General features: G+C 47.9%; 15 protein-coding genes. 9 read left to right on the top strand and 6 right to left on the bottom strand.

The window, feature by feature from the left end:
* Nucleotides 1-43 precede the first annotated feature (43 nt).
* Nucleotides 44-733, bottom strand: coding sequence for a tRNA (guanosine(18)-2'-O)-methyltransferase TrmH (gene trmH, locus SIB41_RS07545; protein WP_063414443.1), 690 nt, complete (start codon nucleotides 731-733; stop codon nucleotides 44-46).
* Between trmH and SIB41_RS07540 the strand changes: the two genes are divergently transcribed.
* Nucleotides 732-1133: an MGMT family protein gene (locus SIB41_RS07540; protein ID WP_413357946.1), complete on the top strand. Its 402-nt coding sequence runs from the start codon at nucleotides 732-734 to the stop codon at nucleotides 1131-1133. The two genes, trmH and SIB41_RS07540, sit on opposite strands and share 2 nt — an antisense overlap.
* The gene (locus tag SIB41_RS07535) at nucleotides 1133-2488 is read left to right on the top strand and encodes a 16S rRNA (cytosine(967)-C(5))-methyltransferase (protein WP_413357944.1); all 1356 of its coding nucleotides are present in this window, start codon (nucleotides 1133-1135) and stop codon (nucleotides 2486-2488) included. The genes SIB41_RS07540 and SIB41_RS07535 overlap by 1 nt, the downstream gene beginning before the upstream one ends.
* 6 nt (nucleotides 2489-2494) lie before the next feature.
* On the opposite strand, the gene SIB41_RS07530 is transcribed toward SIB41_RS07535, so the two are convergent.
* The 3 genes from SIB41_RS07530 to SIB41_RS07520 are packed head-to-tail and all read right to left on the bottom strand — an operon-like array spanning nucleotide 2495 to nucleotide 5650.
* Nucleotides 2495-4471: a transglycosylase domain-containing protein gene (locus SIB41_RS07530; protein ID WP_413357942.1), complete on the bottom strand. Its 1977-nt coding sequence runs from the start codon at nucleotides 4469-4471 to the stop codon at nucleotides 2495-2497.
* A complete protein-coding gene (chlG, locus tag SIB41_RS07525) occupies nucleotides 4468-5421 on the bottom strand; it encodes a chlorophyll synthase ChlG (protein WP_063403423.1) in 954 nt (317 codons plus the stop codon). The genes SIB41_RS07530 and chlG overlap by 4 nt, the downstream gene beginning before the upstream one ends.
* A 10-nt stretch (nucleotides 5422-5431) precedes the next feature.
* Complete coding sequence (locus tag SIB41_RS07520) at nucleotides 5432-5650, bottom strand: DUF2862 domain-containing protein (protein ID WP_041374878.1); 219 nt, start codon at nucleotides 5648-5650, stop codon at nucleotides 5432-5434.
* A 56-nt stretch (nucleotides 5651-5706) separates the two neighbouring features.
* On the opposite strand from SIB41_RS07520, the gene hisF reads away from it, so the two are divergent.
* The 3 genes from hisF to SIB41_RS07505 all read left to right on the top strand — a co-directional run bounded on the left by hisF (nucleotide 5707) and on the right by SIB41_RS07505 (nucleotide 7753).
* On the top strand, nucleotides 5707-6477 hold the full coding sequence (hisF, locus tag SIB41_RS07515) for an imidazole glycerol phosphate synthase subunit HisF (RefSeq protein WP_413357940.1): 771 nt from the start codon (nucleotides 5707-5709) through the stop codon (nucleotides 6475-6477).
* Between the two features lie 145 nt (nucleotides 6478-6622).
* Entirely contained in the window at nucleotides 6623-7324 is a 702-nt protein-coding gene (gene ubiE / locus SIB41_RS07510; protein WP_413361466.1) for a bifunctional demethylmenaquinone methyltransferase/2-methoxy-6-polyprenyl-1,4-benzoquinol methylase UbiE, read from the top strand.
* Between the two features lie 42 nt (nucleotides 7325-7366).
* Nucleotides 7367-7753, top strand: coding sequence for a hypothetical protein (locus SIB41_RS07505; protein WP_205909611.1), 387 nt, complete (start codon nucleotides 7367-7369; stop codon nucleotides 7751-7753).
* Nucleotides 7754-8723: 970 nt separating this feature from the next.
* Here SIB41_RS07505 and SIB41_RS07500 read toward each other — a convergent pair.
* Complete coding sequence (locus tag SIB41_RS07500; RefSeq protein WP_413357938.1) at nucleotides 8724-9164, bottom strand: hypothetical protein; 441 nt, start codon at nucleotides 9162-9164, stop codon at nucleotides 8724-8726.
* A gap of 854 nt (nucleotides 9165-10018) precedes the next feature.
* Between SIB41_RS07500 and SIB41_RS07495 the strand changes: the two genes are divergently transcribed.
* Both SIB41_RS07495 and SIB41_RS07490 read left to right on the top strand, forming a co-directional pair.
* The gene (locus SIB41_RS07495) at nucleotides 10019-12343 is read left to right on the top strand and encodes a tetratricopeptide repeat protein (protein WP_413357936.1); all 2325 of its coding nucleotides are present in this window, start codon (nucleotides 10019-10021) and stop codon (nucleotides 12341-12343) included.
* Nucleotides 12344-12469: 126 nt separating this feature from the next.
* On the top strand, nucleotides 12470-12730 hold the full coding sequence (locus SIB41_RS07490) for a hypothetical protein (RefSeq protein WP_413357934.1): 261 nt from the start codon (nucleotides 12470-12472) through the stop codon (nucleotides 12728-12730).
* A 382-nt stretch (nucleotides 12731-13112) separates the two neighbouring features.
* On the opposite strand, the gene SIB41_RS07485 is transcribed toward SIB41_RS07490, so the two are convergent.
* Entirely contained in the window at nucleotides 13113-13790 is a 678-nt protein-coding gene (locus tag SIB41_RS07485) for a TVP38/TMEM64 family protein (protein WP_413357932.1), read from the bottom strand.
* A gap of 205 nt (nucleotides 13791-13995) precedes the next feature.
* On the opposite strand from SIB41_RS07485, the gene glyQ reads away from it, so the two are divergent.
* Complete coding sequence (gene glyQ, locus SIB41_RS07480; protein ID WP_063434946.1) at nucleotides 13996-14898, top strand: glycine--tRNA ligase subunit alpha; 903 nt, start codon at nucleotides 13996-13998, stop codon at nucleotides 14896-14898.
* 153 nt (nucleotides 14899-15051) lie between these two features.
* Nucleotides 15052-16665 carry an iron uptake porin gene (locus SIB41_RS07475; protein WP_413357930.1) on the top strand — a complete coding sequence of 538 codons (1614 nt, stop codon included), beginning with the start codon at nucleotides 15052-15054 and terminating at the stop codon, nucleotides 16663-16665.
* Nucleotides 16666-16842 lie beyond the last annotated feature (177 nt).

Genomic DNA, 16842 nt, shown 5'->3' with positions numbered 1-16842 from the left:
AAGCAAAGATGTTCAGATGCCATTTTGAGTGTTAGCTGGTTGCTTAACAGCGCAATCTCACGTTGCGGGGGAGGCTTCCTTGGATTTCGCCTTGATCGTTAAGGGCTGGATATGACCTGCCTTCCTGCTGGCACCATGCTGCAACTTCTGGATAGGCCCACTCAAATAGGCGCTGTTGATAAAGCGCTGGTTCTAGGCCTTCACCGGCTTGAGGTGCGATACCAGCCAGCCGTCGTTGACGTAGGGCCTCAAATAGCAAGGTTGCTGCTGCTACCGAAACATTCAACGACTGCACCATGCCGCACATTGGGATGAAGATCCCTTCATCCATCAATGGCGTCGCCAGCTCACTAAGGCCCCATTTCTCAGCTCCCAGGACGAAGGCTGTAGGTTCGCAGAAGTCGCAGTCTCGGTAGTCGCGTGCGTTTCCACCTAGATGGGTTCCATAAAGGCGAAAGCCACTGTCCTTGATGGCCTTGACGGCAACTTCGATGCTGCTGTGTTCCTTGAGCGGTATCCACTTTTGGCTTCCCTGAGCGGTACTGTTGAAGGTGGGCAGGCGTCCTGAATAGTTCACTGCATGGGCTTCCAGGACACCCACCGCATCGCAGCTGCGCAGAATGGCTGAGAGGTTGTGGGGCTTTTCTACGTGCTCAAGCAGAACCGTCAGATCTGCCATTCGGCAATCCAGAACAGCCTTGAGACGATCAAATCGGCGAGGCAGCAGAGGCATGGGCCAAGCGTCTTTTGACTTGAGGGTATGGGATGCCGTGTCCCTCATCCCTTTCGGCCAGTTAGCGACCTATGGTCAGATTGCCGAGATGATCGGTGCCTATGGATGTGCCCGTCAGGTGGGTTGGGCTATGCGTCGATTACCTTTGCCATCCAAGGTTCCTTGGCATCGAGTGGTGAATGCGAAAGGGATGATTTCGATGAGTTTGAGCCGCGAAGGATCTGACTGGATGCAGCGGCAGATGTTGATCGCTGAAGGAATCCTTGTGGATGCCGAGGGTCATTTGCCCTTACGACGGTATCTTTGGCGGCCGCAGTTGAGTGATCAGGGCCTTTTGTTGGGAATGGCTCAGGAAGGCGTTAGCTCTGGAAGGTTCATCTCAGCCCAGGACAACCATTGATGTTGTCTTCTTCTTCCGTTGCTGCCGCTGATCGATCTGTACCTGTACCGGGACTGCTGCCGCGGCGGGTGGCATGGGAGCTGTTACAGGCAGTGGCGGCAGGGGCCTATGCAGATGTCGCTCTCGAACGAGCTCTGCGTCAGAACCCCATGAGCGGTGCCGACCGTGGCCTGGTGATGGAATTGGCTTATGGCGCAATCCGTCAGCGGCAATGGCTCGATGCTTGGTTGGATCGTCTTGGCAAGGTGCCTGCTTGCAAACAGCCACCAGTGCTGCGCTGGTTGCTGCATTTGGGGCTCTATCAGATTCTGCGTATGCAGCGGATTCCACCTGCAGCGGCAGTGAACACCAGCGTTGAACTTGCTAAGACCGGCAATCTTGCCCGATTGGCTCCGGTGGTGAATGGCATTTTGCGGGCGGCATTGCGTGCACGCGATGCCGGCATGGTGCTCCTCGAGCCGGAGGACTCTGCCGCTCGGTTGGCGCAGGCGGAATCTCTACCGTTGTGGTTGGTGGAGCAGTTACTTGTTTGGCGAGGCGAGGTGGGAACTGAGCTGTTTGCTCGTGCCAGCAACCAGGTGCCAACACTTGATCTGCGCATCAATCGACGTCGTACAAGCCGTGAGAACGTAAGGCTGGCGCTTGAGGCTATTGGAGTGGAGAGCACTCCGATCGAGAGCTGCCCTGATGGTTTGATGGTGACTGGTAGTGCTGGTGACCTAAGCCAGTGGCCTGGCTATCAGCAAGGACATTGGTGTGTGCAGGATCGCTCTGCACAGTTGGTCGCACCGCTATTGAAGCCGCAGCCTGGGGATCGGATTCTTGATGCCTGCGCAGCACCAGGGGGTAAGGCCACTCATCTTGTTGAGCTGATGGGTGGTTCGGGAGAGGTGTGGGCTGTGGATAGTTCCGCTGGCCGACTCAAGCGCTTGGCGGATAATGCTGCTCGCTTGGGGGGTGACTGCCTCCATGCTCTAGTCGCAGATGCTACGAATCTGTTGGCGGTGAAGCCAAGCTGGCGAGGCTCTTTCCAGAGCATTCTTGTGGATGCGCCATGTTCTGGTTTAGGTACCTTGGCCCGTCATGCGGACGCACGTTGGCGAGTCACTCCGTTGCAGATTGAGGGGCTGGTGATCTTGCAGTCCAAGCTGCTGGAAGGCCTTCTGCCTCTGCTTAGCTCTGGAGGCCGGTTGGTTTATGCCACTTGCACCATCCATCCGGCCGAGAACTTTGATCAGATCGAGTCCTTCCTTGGTCGGCATCCTGAATTGAGCTTGTCTCAGGAACAGCAACTATGGCCTGATCCTGAGCATGGTGGTGATGGTTTTTATTCAGCCGTGTTGGATCTCAGTTGAGTCTGATCAGGGAAAAGGCATTGGCTCGAAGTTTTCATTGAGCGGTGGTCCCCCTGGCGGTGCGATGTATCTGGGCGGAGGGCCCTGGGTTTGATCTTGGTCTTTGGCAGCATCCTCGGTGCCGTTCTTTGGTTTGCTCCTCGTTTTGCCTGGTGGCCTAAAGGTGCGGTTCATCACTGGTTTTGGTGGGAAGGGTTGTACCTCAAAATTGTCTTGGATCTTGGTCATGAACTGCTTCCAGGCCCATGCAGCATCACCACTGCCGCCAGATGTCTTTCGGTTGTTGTCGTAGCCAAACCATACGGCGGTTGTTAGTTGTGGTATTGAGCCAATGAACCAGAGGTCACGGGCACCTTCCGATGTGCCGGTTTTGCCCGCCACCGGCCGGTCACCGAGGGATGCCGCAGCTCCAGTGCCACCGCTAACAACGCGCTGGAGCATCCAGTTCATGGTGTCTGCTACGTCGCTATCGAGGGCTCGACGACCTTTGTAGCCTTCGAACTTGTGGTTCCAGATCACCTCGTCGTCTGGGCCTCGGATCTCTTCAAATGGCGTGGGCTTCATGTAAATGCCCCGGTTGGCTACTGCGGCATAGGCTGCCGTCATGTCGAGCACTGTTTGCTCGTAGGCCCCAATAGCGAGCGGATAGTACTTGCCCAATGGGCGAGTGGTGCCGATGCCAAGATTATTGGCCATGCTGATCACGGCATCAAAGCCCACCTTGTCTAGTAGTTGGACTGCAACAGTGTTTAGGGAGTATCTCAGGGCATCAGCGAGTGCCACTGATCCCAGGTATTTGTTGCCGAAGTTCTTTGGGCAATATCTTCTCCAGCAGCGTTTCGCGTCCACCACCTTGTCCTCTGGCTTAATGCCGGCGTTGATGGCTGCTGCATAGGGAAAAAGCTTGAAGGTGGAGCCAGGTGAACGCAGAGCCTGTGTTGCTCGATTGAATTGGCTGGTATTGAAGTTTTTGCCTCCTACCATCACCCGCACTTCACCGGTGCTTGGTTCGATAGACACCATGGAACCCTCTGTGTTCCCGGGGGCGTATTTGCGGATCACCTCTTGGGCTTGCTTTTGCCAAGCCAGATTGAGGCTGGTGTGAATCTTGAGTCCACCCACTTCTAGTTGCTCGGGGGTGAGCAGAGTGGGGAGTTGCTGGGCTACCCAGCTGGTGAAAAATGGTGCGCTGCTGTTGAAGTACTTCGGGATCGCTGGCTTGAGATTGAGGGGGCTGTTGCGAGCTGCATCGGCTTCTCTGGCAGAGATAAATCCGGCCTGCTGCATTCGTTTAAGGACAATTGCGCGGCGTTCTAGGGCGATTTTCTGGTTGACCAGTGGTGAATACACTGAGGGAGCAGGGGGCATGCCAGCGATTAGAGCGGCTTCCGGCAGCGTGAGTTGATTGGGGGATTTAGAGAAGTACACCCAGGCTGCATCGGCTACGCCGTAAGCACCTGAGCCCAAGTAGACGTAATTCAGATACTGCTCAAGGATTTGCTGTTTGCTGAGCTGTCGCTCCAGCTTGTAGGCCAGAGCAGCTTCTTTGAGTTTGCGCGGCAGGGTTCGTTCCTGACTCAGGAATACGGTTCGAGCAAGTTGCTGAGTGATGGTGCTGGCACCTTCCCTCACGGAACCCTGGCGGAGGTTTGTCACCAGGGCTCGGCTGATACCCCAGATATCCAAGCCATTGTGGTAGTAAAAGCGGCGGTCTTCTGCCGCTACGAAGGCTTGCTCCACAAGCAGAGGCATCTTGTCTTGCTCAACCTTCTCGCGGGTCGCGGGACCAAGCTTTTGGATCACCTGCCCATCAGTGGAGAGCAGCGTGATGGTGCCTGGCCGGTTGAAGTTGGCAATCCGCCGGGCATCGGGAAGAACCGAATCCAAGGCATGAGTGAGAGTCCTTTCAGCCAAGGCTGCGACACACCCGATGGCGACAGCACTAACTGAAATAACAATCCAGTGACGGCGCTTGCGAGTCACATCCCCTGTGTTAATGGGCTATGGCCTATGGCTAGAGCAGTAACCAGCATGCCAAGGATTAGAAACGGTTGAGCACTGGTCTGATATCTCACATCAAAGGCCAGGGGATCACGCAGTAACCAGATGTCTTGGAATGTGATCTGGGGAATGATCAATAAGATCAAAACTACTGAGGCAAAATGCTGGCCAATGGCGATCAGAACAACAACCATCGCGAGTTGGAAGATGTCGATCATTCCTGCACTGATCCAGCTGGCCTTTTTGATTCCAAAGACAACTGGCAGGGATTGAAGACCGAGGGCTCGATCTCCCTCTACACTCTTGAAATCGTTGATGACGGCAATACCAAGACCAGCCAAGCTATAGGCAAGTGTCAGTAGTGCTGTAGTCCAAGTCAGTTGTCCGAACAGCGCCTGACCAGCCCACCATGGCAGGGCGATGTAGCTGGCTCCAAGCGCGTAGTTTCCTATCCAACCGTTCTGTTTCAGCTTGAGAGGTGGGGCTGAATAAATGAAGCTCACAAATGAGCCGCCTAGGGCAAGAAACAGCACAACGGGAGTGGTGTGTTCAGCCCAACGATCTAAGCCATAGGCAACTGCAAGACCACCGAGAAGCAGCATCCAGATCTGAAGCTTGACTTGTGTCAGCGGGATGGCCCCGGAGGGAATCGGTCTATAGGGCTCATTGATTGCGTCGATCTCGCGATCGTAGTAGTCGTTGATGGTTTGGGTGTAACCGGTTAGAAGCGGGCCACTCATGACCATGCAGGCCGCGGCTGCAAGCACATCTGGTAGGCGCCATTGGTATTGACCACTGGCAGCGGCTCCACAAATCACACCCCAGAGCAGTGGGATCCATGTGACAGGCTTCATGAGCTGCAGACGCAGCTTCCAGATGTTGGTTGTGCCAGTGGCACCTTTGATGCCAAGGAGTTGGCGAGCGTCGCTCACGGCAGGCGTCTCAGGCGGAGGTAACTTCGTCGTCAAAGAACCAGCTGACAGTGCCATCGCTAAGTTCTACGACCAAGCCAATGCCCATGCCGTCAGTCATTTTGTAGCCGGTGACCCTGCCAACGTCAGATTTCTTGAGCAGTTCTACCAGTTTTGCTGGAATGCGATCACGAACGCGAGAGACTCGGACCTTGGAGCCGATTCTGTAGGAAGTGGCAGCCTGGGACATGGCCTGCAAGGCTTAGAAGGTGGCGCAACCTTAACAGTCGTCACTGCTTTATCCCAATGGTCGCGCTTCGTTTGATTCCTTGCCTTGACGTGGCTGATGGTCGCGTTGTGAAGGGTGTGAACTTTGTGGGCCTTCGTGATGCTGGTGATCCCGTTGAGCTTGCCTGCCGCTATAGCCAGGCTGGAGCTGATGAGTTGGTGTTTCTTGATATCGCCGCCAGCCATGAAGGTCGGGCCACGCTGGTGGCGTTAGTTCGACGTACTGCTGAGGCCGTGACCATTCCATTCACAGTTGGAGGGGGTATCAGCTCTTTGGATGGCATCACAGAGTTGCTTCGGGCCGGAGCCGACAAGGTGAGTCTTAATTCCTCTGCGGTGCGGGATCCAGATCTCGTAGCGCAGGGAGCCGACCGTTTTGGCTGTCAGTGCATTGTGGTGGCTATCGATGCTCGACGTCGTCCTAAGGGCTCGGGCTGGGATGTTTTTGTCAAGGGTGGCCGCCAAAACACCGGTTTGGATGTTGTGAGCTGGGCTCGGCAGGCAGCGGAACTTGGTGCTGGTGAAATCCTGTTGACCTCAATGGATGGAGATGGAACTCAGGCTGGTTATGACTTGGAGCTCACGCGAGCAGTCGTGGAAGCGGTGCCGGTGCCTGTGATCGCTTCGGGAGGTGCAGGTTGCCTGGATCACATCGCAGAAGCCTTCACGGTTGGCCAGGCCTCAGCTGCATTGTTGGCCTCTCTGCTTCACGATGGCGTGCTGAGTGTGGAGCAAATTAAGACTGATCTGCTGATGCGAGGTTTGTCGATTCGGCCTCTTGAGGCCTGAGGCTTTTCTTTGTATTCAGCAACACACTCCTAAATTTGGCAGAAGTTCTGTTCGCAAGAGTGCTTTTGGATGTGTTGCTGATCGATCACCCTTGGGCGCAGCAGTTGCTCCAAGCAGTGTTCAGGCCCCTGGATGGGATCTTCTGATGAGGCCTGGTGACCCCCAGGCGGTGGAGCAGTTGTTTGATGCGGTCGCTCCTAATTACGACCGGCTTAACGACTTGTTGAGTCTTGGCTTGCACCGCATCTGGAAACGCCAGTTGTTGGCATGGTTGTCTCCGCTTCCTGGTGAACATTGGCTTGACCTTTGCTGCGGTACTGGTGATCTGGCACTGGCATTGGCCCGCAGGTTGCGACCTGGAGGGTCTGTGTTGGGGCTAGATGCGGCTGAGGCGCCTCTTGCCGTGGCAAGGCGCCGCGCCGCGGTTGAGCCCTGGTTGCCCCTCTCCTGGTTGCAGGGAGATGCTCTGGATACTGGCTTGCCTTCCCATCGTTTTGACGGTGCTGTGATGGCTTATGGCCTGCGCAATTTGGCGGATCCAGGCGCTGGGTTAATAGAGCTTCGACGCCTTTTGCGGCCTGGTGCTCGGGCAGGCGTCCTTGATTTCAATCGCATGGGCGAGGGGTCCTTGGCAGCACGTTTTCAGCGGTTTTATCTGCGAAGGTTGGTGGTGCCGGTGGCTGCCCAGGTGGGTCTGCGCGAGCATTACGCCTATTTGGAGGCCAGTTTGCAGCAGTTCCCAAAGGGAGAGGCTCAGGAGCGACTGGCTCGGGACGCGGGATTTGCCGCAGCGAGCCATCGACCTCTGGCTGCGGGACAGATGGGCGCCTTGCTGCTTACCGCTTGAGGCGCTGATCGAGCAAAAAGACTCTTGCGAAAAGACGGATCGATGACTTATGAAGAAAATATTAAGACGCAGTTCGCTGTGGCCTTCCCTCTCCCTTCTCTTCTCTCCTCAATTAAGGACTTGCTTTTGGAGGTGCAGTGGCTTGATGGCTTGATCTTGGTGACTGATTCTCAGCAGGCCACCTTTGTGCCCTTTTCGCAGGTGGATTCTTTGTTGCGCATGGTGCGGGCACGCCCCAATGGTCAGATTGTGGTTGAACGGTTGTGCATGGCACTCCTTGATGACCATGATGGTGGGGGAGCTAAGCCTGTGCTGGTGTTTCAGGGTGATGACAGGTTTTGGCTGGGAATGATGGGTCTGAACGGCAGTCACTCGAACCGTGATGGTGCTGTTGCACACCTCGATCGCTGTTTTGCTCTTAGCAGTTGAGTTATTCACGCCATCAAGGAAGGCCTTGATGAGGGAAGTGCCTTTTTTGAGCATGAGCATGTCTGCTATTTGGCTTAACTAGTAGTTGACTTGTAGGCAGAGAGATCAGGCTTTTTACCTCGTTTCAAATCAGCTTTCACCCTCAGGTGTTTTACATTCTTAAATCAGGCGAAGACAGGCGAAGAAAACCTCTGCCAGGTTAAAAGATCGGAATATCTTCGCAACTTAAAATTGCCGCTTCCCCAAAGTAAGCTTCCAAACTAAATTAGCAAAATCTTCCTGTTTCGAGGAGCAGAAGCAAACTTTAATCTGGCATGAATAGGCTGATTGCAATAAAGATAACAAGACTTCCATTTCCACGCCTGTGATATCTATAAGATCATTTGAAATCACTATAAATAACCATCATGAAAGATAGCAATCACTTCTGCTTGCAGGATTTGGCCATTTAGTAGGCCAAATTAATTGGTGCATGTGATGGCAAAACAATCTCCTGGAGCGACCTTGCTGCGTCATTCATCTTGATTCGCGTCAATTGGTGTTGGTGTGAACAGAATGCTTGTGAATAGCAAAAAAGATATTTTATTGGCTTTTTCGTTAGAGATAAAAAACCTTATTGCAGTGAATAAATTGTGCTAAAAATAGCCTTAGCTCATTCTTGAAGCAGAACACCTTGTCAGAAAGGTGTTTAAGTTATGCTCTGAGCTTGAATGTGTTGGCGGCATAGGCTAAATTAATCTCCATGGCCCTAAGATTATTGTCATCATCATTTAATTGGCAAAAGATGCGATGACTTTTGGGAATTCTGAGTGATAAATAAAGGATCAACCATCCCAAAGTATGGTCAACGCTGAGGAGAGTTCTTTAGTTGTTTGCATATTAACTCTTGTTCAGAACAAATGGCTCTGTTGCACTTATGAGCTGATTGAATCATGAAGAGAAAGGATTTCAATGATATCAATAACATGCCCTAATCGATAACTTCGATGATGCCCTCGGCAACATAAACTGCTAAATCCTCGATGTTCTCCGCCAGCTCTTCTCTAGATATATCCCATTTCTCACACATTTTTGTTGATAATTCATGTTGCTTAGCATGTTCTATCATTGTTTCTACCATATGTTGAGTTAAGCTCATTCCCATTCTGATTTCTAGGTAATCCCATACAGATTTTTCTAAGCGACTAATAAATTGAATATCATCACTACCAGCGTAGTCATATAGACCCATCACCCCTATATGGCAAAAAACCTGCCCTAATTCATCGTAAGCACTTTCAGAGCCTTCTGCATGTTCATATTCTGCCAAGATCCACTCTAACTTCTCTCTCTCCTTTTTGTTACCATTCTTTGCTGCCTTGAGAAGCTCGTAGAATTCTTTGAACTCTATTGGTTTTGGCATGAGGATCATCAAATTCCATCAATCATCCTACTCGTAGCACTAGAGCTGATCACCAAAAACTGGTGTGATGAGTAGATAAATCATTGCACCCCTATCAAGTCCTTGTCAATACAAATATCAAATGGTTTTTGAACTTATCATTTATGTTATAAGCTAGCTCACGGATTTAGGCCGCTCATAGTTTTCCTCCTCCCTCCCTAATACTCTTTAATAGAGCTTTATAGCCTACATCAAAGCGGGTGATAGATACCTTGCAAAATCTTATGCTTTTCTTTTCTCTATTGACGTTCGCCGAGTCCCTTCATTTCTTCAAGAAGAGTTTGGTTTAAGTTCTCATTACATCTCATGAGCATTAACGGATAGATCGTACCTTGGCTATATGGAGCATATGCTTCGGCGCAAACCTCCCCGATCGCACTCTTCCAGGCTTCAAAGGTCGAATCTTTGAGTTGAGACTCTAAATGGCTGTTTGATCGTTTAAGGGCTTGTGAGGCGCAATAGCTAAGCTCATAGTTGTTGTCTCCTGGGCACTTGAACTCATTTGCCTTGGATGGGACAGGTACTGTCCATATCAATAAGGGGAGTAAGGGGAATACTTGCTTCAATGCCTTGACTGTTGCTTTTGGGAATTATGTCATGCGATTGACGCATTCATGTTAATGAATTGGCAGACTTTAATTGTCGATGATCTCCTTGAAGAAACCTCAATATGACATTTTCGGTTCTTCTGAGGTCGAAGGATTCTTGCCCCTTCTTTTGACGAGCTCTTGCCTATCAAAAAAGTCCATCATTTCATGCTATTACCTTCAAGGTTCAAGAATTTCTTTGGCGATTAGATTAAAGAAGAATATCTCGTTGCGAACATGAAAGGATTTGGAGAAAAGAAAAAAATAAAAAACAAACAACCCTCCAAGAAGTTTGCCCGAATACCGCCTGATCAAATCAAGGCTATCGCTTTTAAATATCACCAACAAGGCAATATAAATGAGGCACAAAAAGCCTATCAGGAATTTATTAATAGTGGTTTAAGTGATCCAGATGTATTCTCTAATTTCGCATTGATCTGTCAATCCCAAGGAGAGATTGACAAGGCAATAAACATCTATAAGAAAAGCATCAAACTATTTCCAGGCCATGCTTTTTCACATGCAAACTTGGGATATCTTTTCTTTCAGATAGGAATGTTAGATGATGCTGAAGTGGCGATCCGACAGGCGATTGTTATACAGCCTAACCTTGCCAACGCTTATTCATACTTGGGTTTAGTCTTACGAGAAAAAGGAAGACTAACTGACGCAGAAGATATAACCCGAAAGGCCATTGAACTTCAGCCAGATTTGGCTGATGCATACGTTAATCTTGGTCAGATCCTACAGAATCAAGGCAAACTAGATGAAGCTGAATATACAACACGCAAGGCAATTGAATTGCAAGATGATTCAGCAAGTATTTATCTGAATCTAGGTGGTATCCTGCAAGACCAAGGTGATTTAACTGATGCAGAAGTGAATACAAGAAAGGCAATGCACCTAGAAGCCGATCTGCCTGATGTCAATTTAAACCTTTCTATAATTCTAAAGGACCTTGGCAGAATTGAGGAGGCTGTATTTCATGTAACAAGAGAAATTGAGCTTTACCCACAAAAGCAATCATCATATTTGCTTCTTAACTCTATGCTTGAGGAATCTGATCTTTCATTCTTGCCTGAACGACAGTCTAGAGTTTTGCTTCGTGGCCTATTAAAGAGAAATGATATTGCACATAAAAATCTATTTTCAGCAATTAATCTCTTGATCTCTGAAAAAACACTAGACAACATTTCAGGCATTAATCATAATTTATTTGACCACCCATCTTTTCAAAATATTCTTGCTGATGATGAGATCATCAGTGCTCTTGGCTTGATGTTATTCACCACAATTGCCTGGGAGAAGGCTTTGACTAATATACGCAAGCAAATATGTATTTCAATCCAAAATAATGTTTTTAATAAAAGGATTATTGACTTGACTATTGCTCTTGCGGAGCAGTGTTTCCTTAATGAATATATTTTTACATGTAGCAAGCAAGAATTGGATGCAATCGAACAGTTTAAACTTTCTTGCTTGAGAAGTGACTTTGATCTGAAAACTCTTTCCATCTTAGCTTGTTATATACCCATTACTCATCTTTGTGAACAGTTCCCTTCATTAAGAGGATTCATCGATGCAAATGAGAAATTAAATAATTTAAAAATAATGCAACTCGTTGAACCAGAACGCGAACATGAGCTTGCAGCATCTATTCCTAAATATGGATCTATAGATGATGGTACTTCTATTCAGGTTAAAAAGCAGTATGAAGAGCACCCTTATCCGCGTTGGAGATATGCTTCTTATTCACGTGAAAATATTCAAACTATATCTTCAGCGATTAACAACGAAATAAGCCCTAATCGGGTATCAATCATTTTGCCTAAGCAGAGATCTCGAGTTTTAATAGCTGGCTGTGGAACCGGACAGCAAATATTCGATGCTCTCTCTTATTCTAACTCTGAGTTAACTGCTATCGATCTCAGCTCTTCTAGTATCGCTTATGCAAAGCGTAAGGCTCATGAATATGGAATTGAGCATATAAGATTTATTGAGATGGATATTCTTGATCTTCCAAAACTAAATGAAGAGTTTGATCTCATAGAATGTACGGGTGTTCTCCATCATATGAAGGATCCCTCTGAAGGTCTGCAATCTCTACTCAAAATACTCGCAGCCGATGGAATGCTCAAATTAGGATTTTATAGTGAGCTAGCACGTCAAGATATTGTCGAGGCTAGGAAAATTATTAAATCTGAATCTTTTGAGGCTAGTATTGAAGGCATTCGTCTATTTAGGAATAAACTAATTAATGGTGAATATCCGAAGATTAGTTCAATCTCAAACTGGCCAGACTTTTACACAACTTCTATGTGTAGAGATCTTTGTTTTCATATTATGGAACATCGTTATTCACTAGAGATGATAGCATCGCTGCTTGACCAATTTGAACTTAGATTCTTAGGTTTTGTGTTACCCAGTATTGTTAAAAAAGATTATGGCAGAGCTTATCCATCTGATTCAATGCAGACTGACCTCGGCTATTGGCAACAGTATGAACATGCCAATCCCAAAACCTTTCGACAAATGTACCAATTTTGGACGAATCAAAGATAATGGCTTATGCCTAAATATTCTGCATAAATATTCATCATTTTGGTGTTGAACACCATGCTTATATGAGTGGATTGCCTCGCAACCAGTCTAATGGTATAATCTTGGATCATAATCAATACAATGATCATGGAAGATTCTGAGAGCAATGCAAGTTCGAGTAACGACCAAACGGAAGCCTTCGAGCCGCCAAAAAATAGATTTGGAATACCATATTTGCTCGCAACTGATAAAGAAGAAAAAGATATGCCTAAAAAAGAGGTGCTTAATATTTTAGGCCTACAATTATCGGCACCAGCGGGAATGCAGAACCCGTTGTTGATTTTCTTTGGATTAATTGGTGTTAATATTGCAATTATTGGATACTTTACATACATGCTAAATAAATAGTCTTGTCTTAATCTAGCTGTTTGCTTTAAAAGCGGATTTTTTGTTCGCTCGTTGTTGATTTATTCACCAAGGCTGCTTGAATCAGGTAGTGTAAATACTGCTCAATAGAACTTCCTTGAATTTTTTACTGTTTTATATCTTGAAAATTCTATAGCTTTATAGCTCTAATTTCTTTAGGTGTTTGCCATTCTTTGATTGAGTTACTGCAAGCAGATATACTTTGGAGAATAGAATAATGACTTTCTGCGATTCGCATTCTTCTAATCTAATCGGACTATGACATCAAAAGGCTATAAACGAGCCTTAGCCTAGTTCTAATTTGATGATCTCGAAATGAGATACTGACAGAAGCAATTTTAATGATTCTCTCTTTAAGAGATAATCATTGACTGGCTGTTCTTTTGATATTATCTTGTCTTCTTTGTCGGACTATATTGATTATTGCCAGAGAAAATATTATCGTGATAGAGATAATGAATATTGCTAGAGGTTGTCCCTGGAGTGCCTTTATATTCCCATTAATAATTTCTTGGATTTCAATACCTCCAAGGCGTTTTAGTGCATATCCACTTGCAACAAATGGGGCGTCTGATATTATGATGCTAAGGAATAATGCAGGCAGAAACCTTTTCCATGTAACTTTTGTAAGTCCTAAGCCATAACAAACAAAATCAAATAAATTCGACATTAAAAAACTTGTCATCAAGAAAAAGTTTTGCTCTAAATGTTTTTTGCTAAAATTCTCAACACGATTCATCAGATTCTTGCCTACGAGTTTCTCAATTACGGCTCTGCCAAATTTCCTGGAAAGGGTGAAGCATGAACAACAAGCGACCAGATCTGCTAAGAAAATAACCAACAAGCCTTGTTGGAATCCAAAGAAATAACCAGAGAGAACAGAGCAGTATGTGCCAGGAAGTATTGGAATGATGATACTTATTGACCGTAGGGCAAAAATAATCCCAATTGCCCATAGCCCTATCGATTCAACTCCGCCATCGATAGCTTTTAGCCAACTTCCTATCGTTGACACATCTAGAAATTGAGCAATATAAATCATTAGAGCTACTATGAGTATGCTGATTATTAAATAAGAGTATTTCGTCCGATTGAGCTGTATTCTGATCACTTTTTAGTGGATTTAACTAACTGACTATAGCATTTACATGTTTTCGAGCCTATTCGAATTAAACAAGCTTTTGCTTAGGTAATGGATAAGTAGGAATACAATACAATTACGATCAAAGCTCCTCAGAACAACGCTAGTGCACTTCCAGGACATCATCACGACCCTGAATTCCTTTTGGGCTGATCAGGGCTGTGTGCTGTTGCAGCCTTATGACACGGAAAAGGGTGCCGGCACGATGAGTCCCCATACCGTTCTGCGCGCTATTGGACCAGAGCCCTGGGCTGTGGCTTATCCAGAGCCCTGTCGTCGGCCCACCGATGGTCGCTACGGCGACAACCCCAATCGCGCTCAACACTATTTTCAATATCAGGTATTGATCAAGCCCTCTCCAGTTGGTATTCAGGAGACGTATCTTGCATCGCTTGAAGCTTTAGGAGTTTGTACGGCGGAACATGACATTCGCTTTGTAGAAGACAACTGGGAATCACCCACTCTTGGAGCCTGGGGGGTTGGTTGGGAAGTGTGGCTTGATGGTATGGAGGTTACACAGTTCACTTATTTTCAGCAATGTGGTGGTCTTGATTGCAGCCCTGTGCCGATCGAGATCACCTATGGCATTGAGAGACTGGCCATGTATTTACAGAATGTTGAGAATATTTGGGATCTCAGCTGGAATAACAAACGAAGCTATGGCGATATCTGGCTTTCTCTAGAAAAGGGTCAGTGCGACTTTAATTTTGAATCATCGGATCCAAGTCGCCTTAAACAGTTGTTCGATCTTTATGAAGCGGAAGCGTCAGACCTGATCGCAAAGCAGCTCCCAGCACCCGCACTTGATTTCGTTCTAAAATGTAGCCATACTTTCAACCTACTGGAGGCTCGTGGCGTGATTTCGGTCACGGAGCGAACAGCCACGATTGGCAGAATTCGCAGTTTGGCTCGCGGGGTGGCAGAGGCTTGGTTAACAGAAAGAGAGGCAATGGGATTCCCCTTGCTTAATAACAAGGCACTTGCTTTAGACCAGCCATTGCAATCTTAAATGGCTCAATAAAATTCAAGGGCCTGATTTCGCGCACCTGACTTTGCGTGTATCAATTGATACTTAGGGCTGTTAATTGTGTCCGTTGTGAACACAGATCTTTTTACTATCTTGTGCTGGCCCATGTTTTGGGCTCTTTGTGTGAGGAACCAAATGAAACTCTTCCAGCAATTGCTGGTGGCACCTGCTGCCTTGGGCCTGATGGCTCCTATGGCTGCTAATGCCGCAGACCTAGACATCAAAGGTGTGTCCGATTATTCGGCCTCCAGCGAGCAGGTCACCAGCATCTCCCAATTCCAAGATGTTTACCCAACCGATTGGGCTTATCAGGCGCTGAGCAACCTGATTGAGCGCTACGGCTGTGTGGCTGGCTATCCAAGTGGTAGCTACCTGGGCAACAGAGCAATGACCCGCTTTGAAGCGGCTGCTCTATTGAATGCATGCCTCGATCGCATCACTGAAGTCACCGACGAACTGCGTCGTCTGCTCAACGAATTCGAGCAGGAGCTCGCCATCCTCAAGGGCCGTGTTGATGGCCTAGAAGCCCGCGTTGGTGAACTCGAAGCCACTCAGTTCTCGACAACAACCAAGCTTGTTGGAAAGGCTCATATGGTTCTTGGCGGAACCAGCTACACCGGCGATGAGACCGATGAGCTTAAGGATTCTGATGGTGATTACCTTGGAACTGACGCACTTAGTTTCAACTACACTCTGCAGTTAGATCTGAACACCAGTTTCACGGGTAAGGATCTTCTCTATACTCGCCTGAAGACAGGTAACTTTGCAGATAGTGCATTTGGTGGCAAGGGTTACGTGAAGCCCGCCTACTTGAATGTTGCCAATAACAATCAAGATGTCGTTAAAGTCGACAAGCTTTGGTACACATTCCCGATTGGTGACGACTTCACTGCTTGGATTGGTGCCAAGATTGAAAACTACTACATGCTTGGTAGTGCACCATCAGTATACCAGCCAATCTTGAAAGCCTTCAAGTTGGGTGGTAACTATGGTGTTTACGGTGCAAGTACAGGGCAAGGCTTAGGTTTGGCCTGGAAGTCGCCAGTCGACGATCCGATGGATGCCAGGTTTGGCATTAGTGCCAACTATGTGGCCAAAGAAGGCGAAAATGGTGATCCTTCTGATGGTGGTATAGGAAACGGTAATTCCAAAGGTAAGTTTCTCGCCAAGGTCGATTACGGCAATCCTCAGTGGCAAGTTTCTGCGGCTTATGCGTACACCCAACAAGGCATGACTCAAGGCTTTGGTACGTCAGATGGTGGTTCCAGCGTCTATAGCAAGTGCAGAGGCACAAGTTCTTGCGGTGCTGATTCCAATGGAGTCGCGCTTAGAGCTTTTTGGCAGCCAGATGAGCCAGGCTTGATTCCTTCCTTCAGCCTTGGTTACGACTTCACTGATTACAACCTGCCAGATGAGGCAGCAGATGGCACCCGCGAGCAAAGCATGGCTTGGTTCGCAGGCATGATGTGGAAGGATGCCTTCATTGAGGGCAATACCCTTGGCGCTGCAGTCTCTGAGCTTCAGTGGGTGACCCAACAGAAGGGTGATGACACTCCTGATGACGGCAACATGGCGTTCGAGCTGTGGTACAAGTTCCAGGTCACAGATAACATCTCTGTGACACCAGCTGTTTTCTATCTGAGCCGTCCGTTTGGAGAGAAAACAGGAACAGCTACAAAGTACGGTGGCAAAGGAGCTGATACTTTCGGTACCTTCGGTGGCCTAGTTCAAACAACATTTAAGTTCTGATCTTAGCGAGGGAGGGGATCACTCCCCTCTTGGTTCGTTAGAACATCAAGGCGTCCCTAGAGCGGGCGCCTTTTTTTGTCTTTGCAAGTCATTCAAAGCTGAAGAGAGCAATGCAGAACACTTCAACAAGGAAATATGCATTGGTTCTTTTCTGAATAAATCTACGGTCAAAGTAAT

This window comes from Prochlorococcus sp. MIT 1201 (genome assembly GCF_047303415.1).
In the GTDB taxonomy this organism is placed as follows: domain Bacteria; phylum Cyanobacteriota; class Cyanobacteriia; order PCC-6307; family Cyanobiaceae; genus Prochlorococcus; species Prochlorococcus marinus_D.
The sequence above is the reverse complement of the archived record's forward strand: the minus strand, read 5'-3'. Positions and strand labels throughout refer to the sequence as shown.

What these genes read in the sequence shown, in the direction of transcription:
- SIB41_RS07540 (WP_413357946.1), top strand. Translation starts at nt 732, where the DNA reads ATGGGCCAAGCGTCTTTTGACTTGAGGGTATGGGATGCCGTGTCCCTC.
- trmH (WP_063414443.1), bottom strand. Translation starts at nt 733, where the DNA reads ATGCCTCTGCTGCCTCGCCGATTTGATCGTCTCAAGGCTGTTCTGGAT.
- SIB41_RS07505 (WP_205909611.1), top strand. Translation starts at nt 7,367, where the DNA reads ATGACTTATGAAGAAAATATTAAGACGCAGTTCGCTGTGGCCTTCCCT.
- hisF (WP_413357940.1), top strand. Translation starts at nt 5,707, where the DNA reads ATGGTCGCGCTTCGTTTGATTCCTTGCCTTGACGTGGCTGATGGTCGC.
- SIB41_RS07490 (WP_413357934.1), top strand. Translation starts at nt 12,470, where the DNA reads ATGGAAGATTCTGAGAGCAATGCAAGTTCGAGTAACGACCAAACGGAA.
- ubiE (WP_413361466.1), top strand. Translation starts at nt 6,623, where the DNA reads ATGAGGCCTGGTGACCCCCAGGCGGTGGAGCAGTTGTTTGATGCGGTC.
- SIB41_RS07535 (WP_413357944.1), top strand. Translation starts at nt 1,133, where the DNA reads ATGTTGTCTTCTTCTTCCGTTGCTGCCGCTGATCGATCTGTACCTGTA.
- SIB41_RS07475 (WP_413357930.1), top strand. Translation starts at nt 15,052, where the DNA reads ATGAAACTCTTCCAGCAATTGCTGGTGGCACCTGCTGCCTTGGGCCTG.
- SIB41_RS07485 (WP_413357932.1), bottom strand. Translation starts at nt 13,790, where the DNA reads ATGATTTATATTGCTCAATTTCTAGATGTGTCAACGATAGGAAGTTGG.
- SIB41_RS07500 (WP_413357938.1), bottom strand. Translation starts at nt 9,164, where the DNA reads ATGATCCTCATGCCAAAACCAATAGAGTTCAAAGAATTCTACGAGCTT.
- SIB41_RS07495 (WP_413357936.1), top strand. Translation starts at nt 10,019, where the DNA reads ATGAAAGGATTTGGAGAAAAGAAAAAAATAAAAAACAAACAACCCTCC.
- SIB41_RS07520 (WP_041374878.1), bottom strand. Translation starts at nt 5,650, where the DNA reads ATGTCCCAGGCTGCCACTTCCTACAGAATCGGCTCCAAGGTCCGAGTC.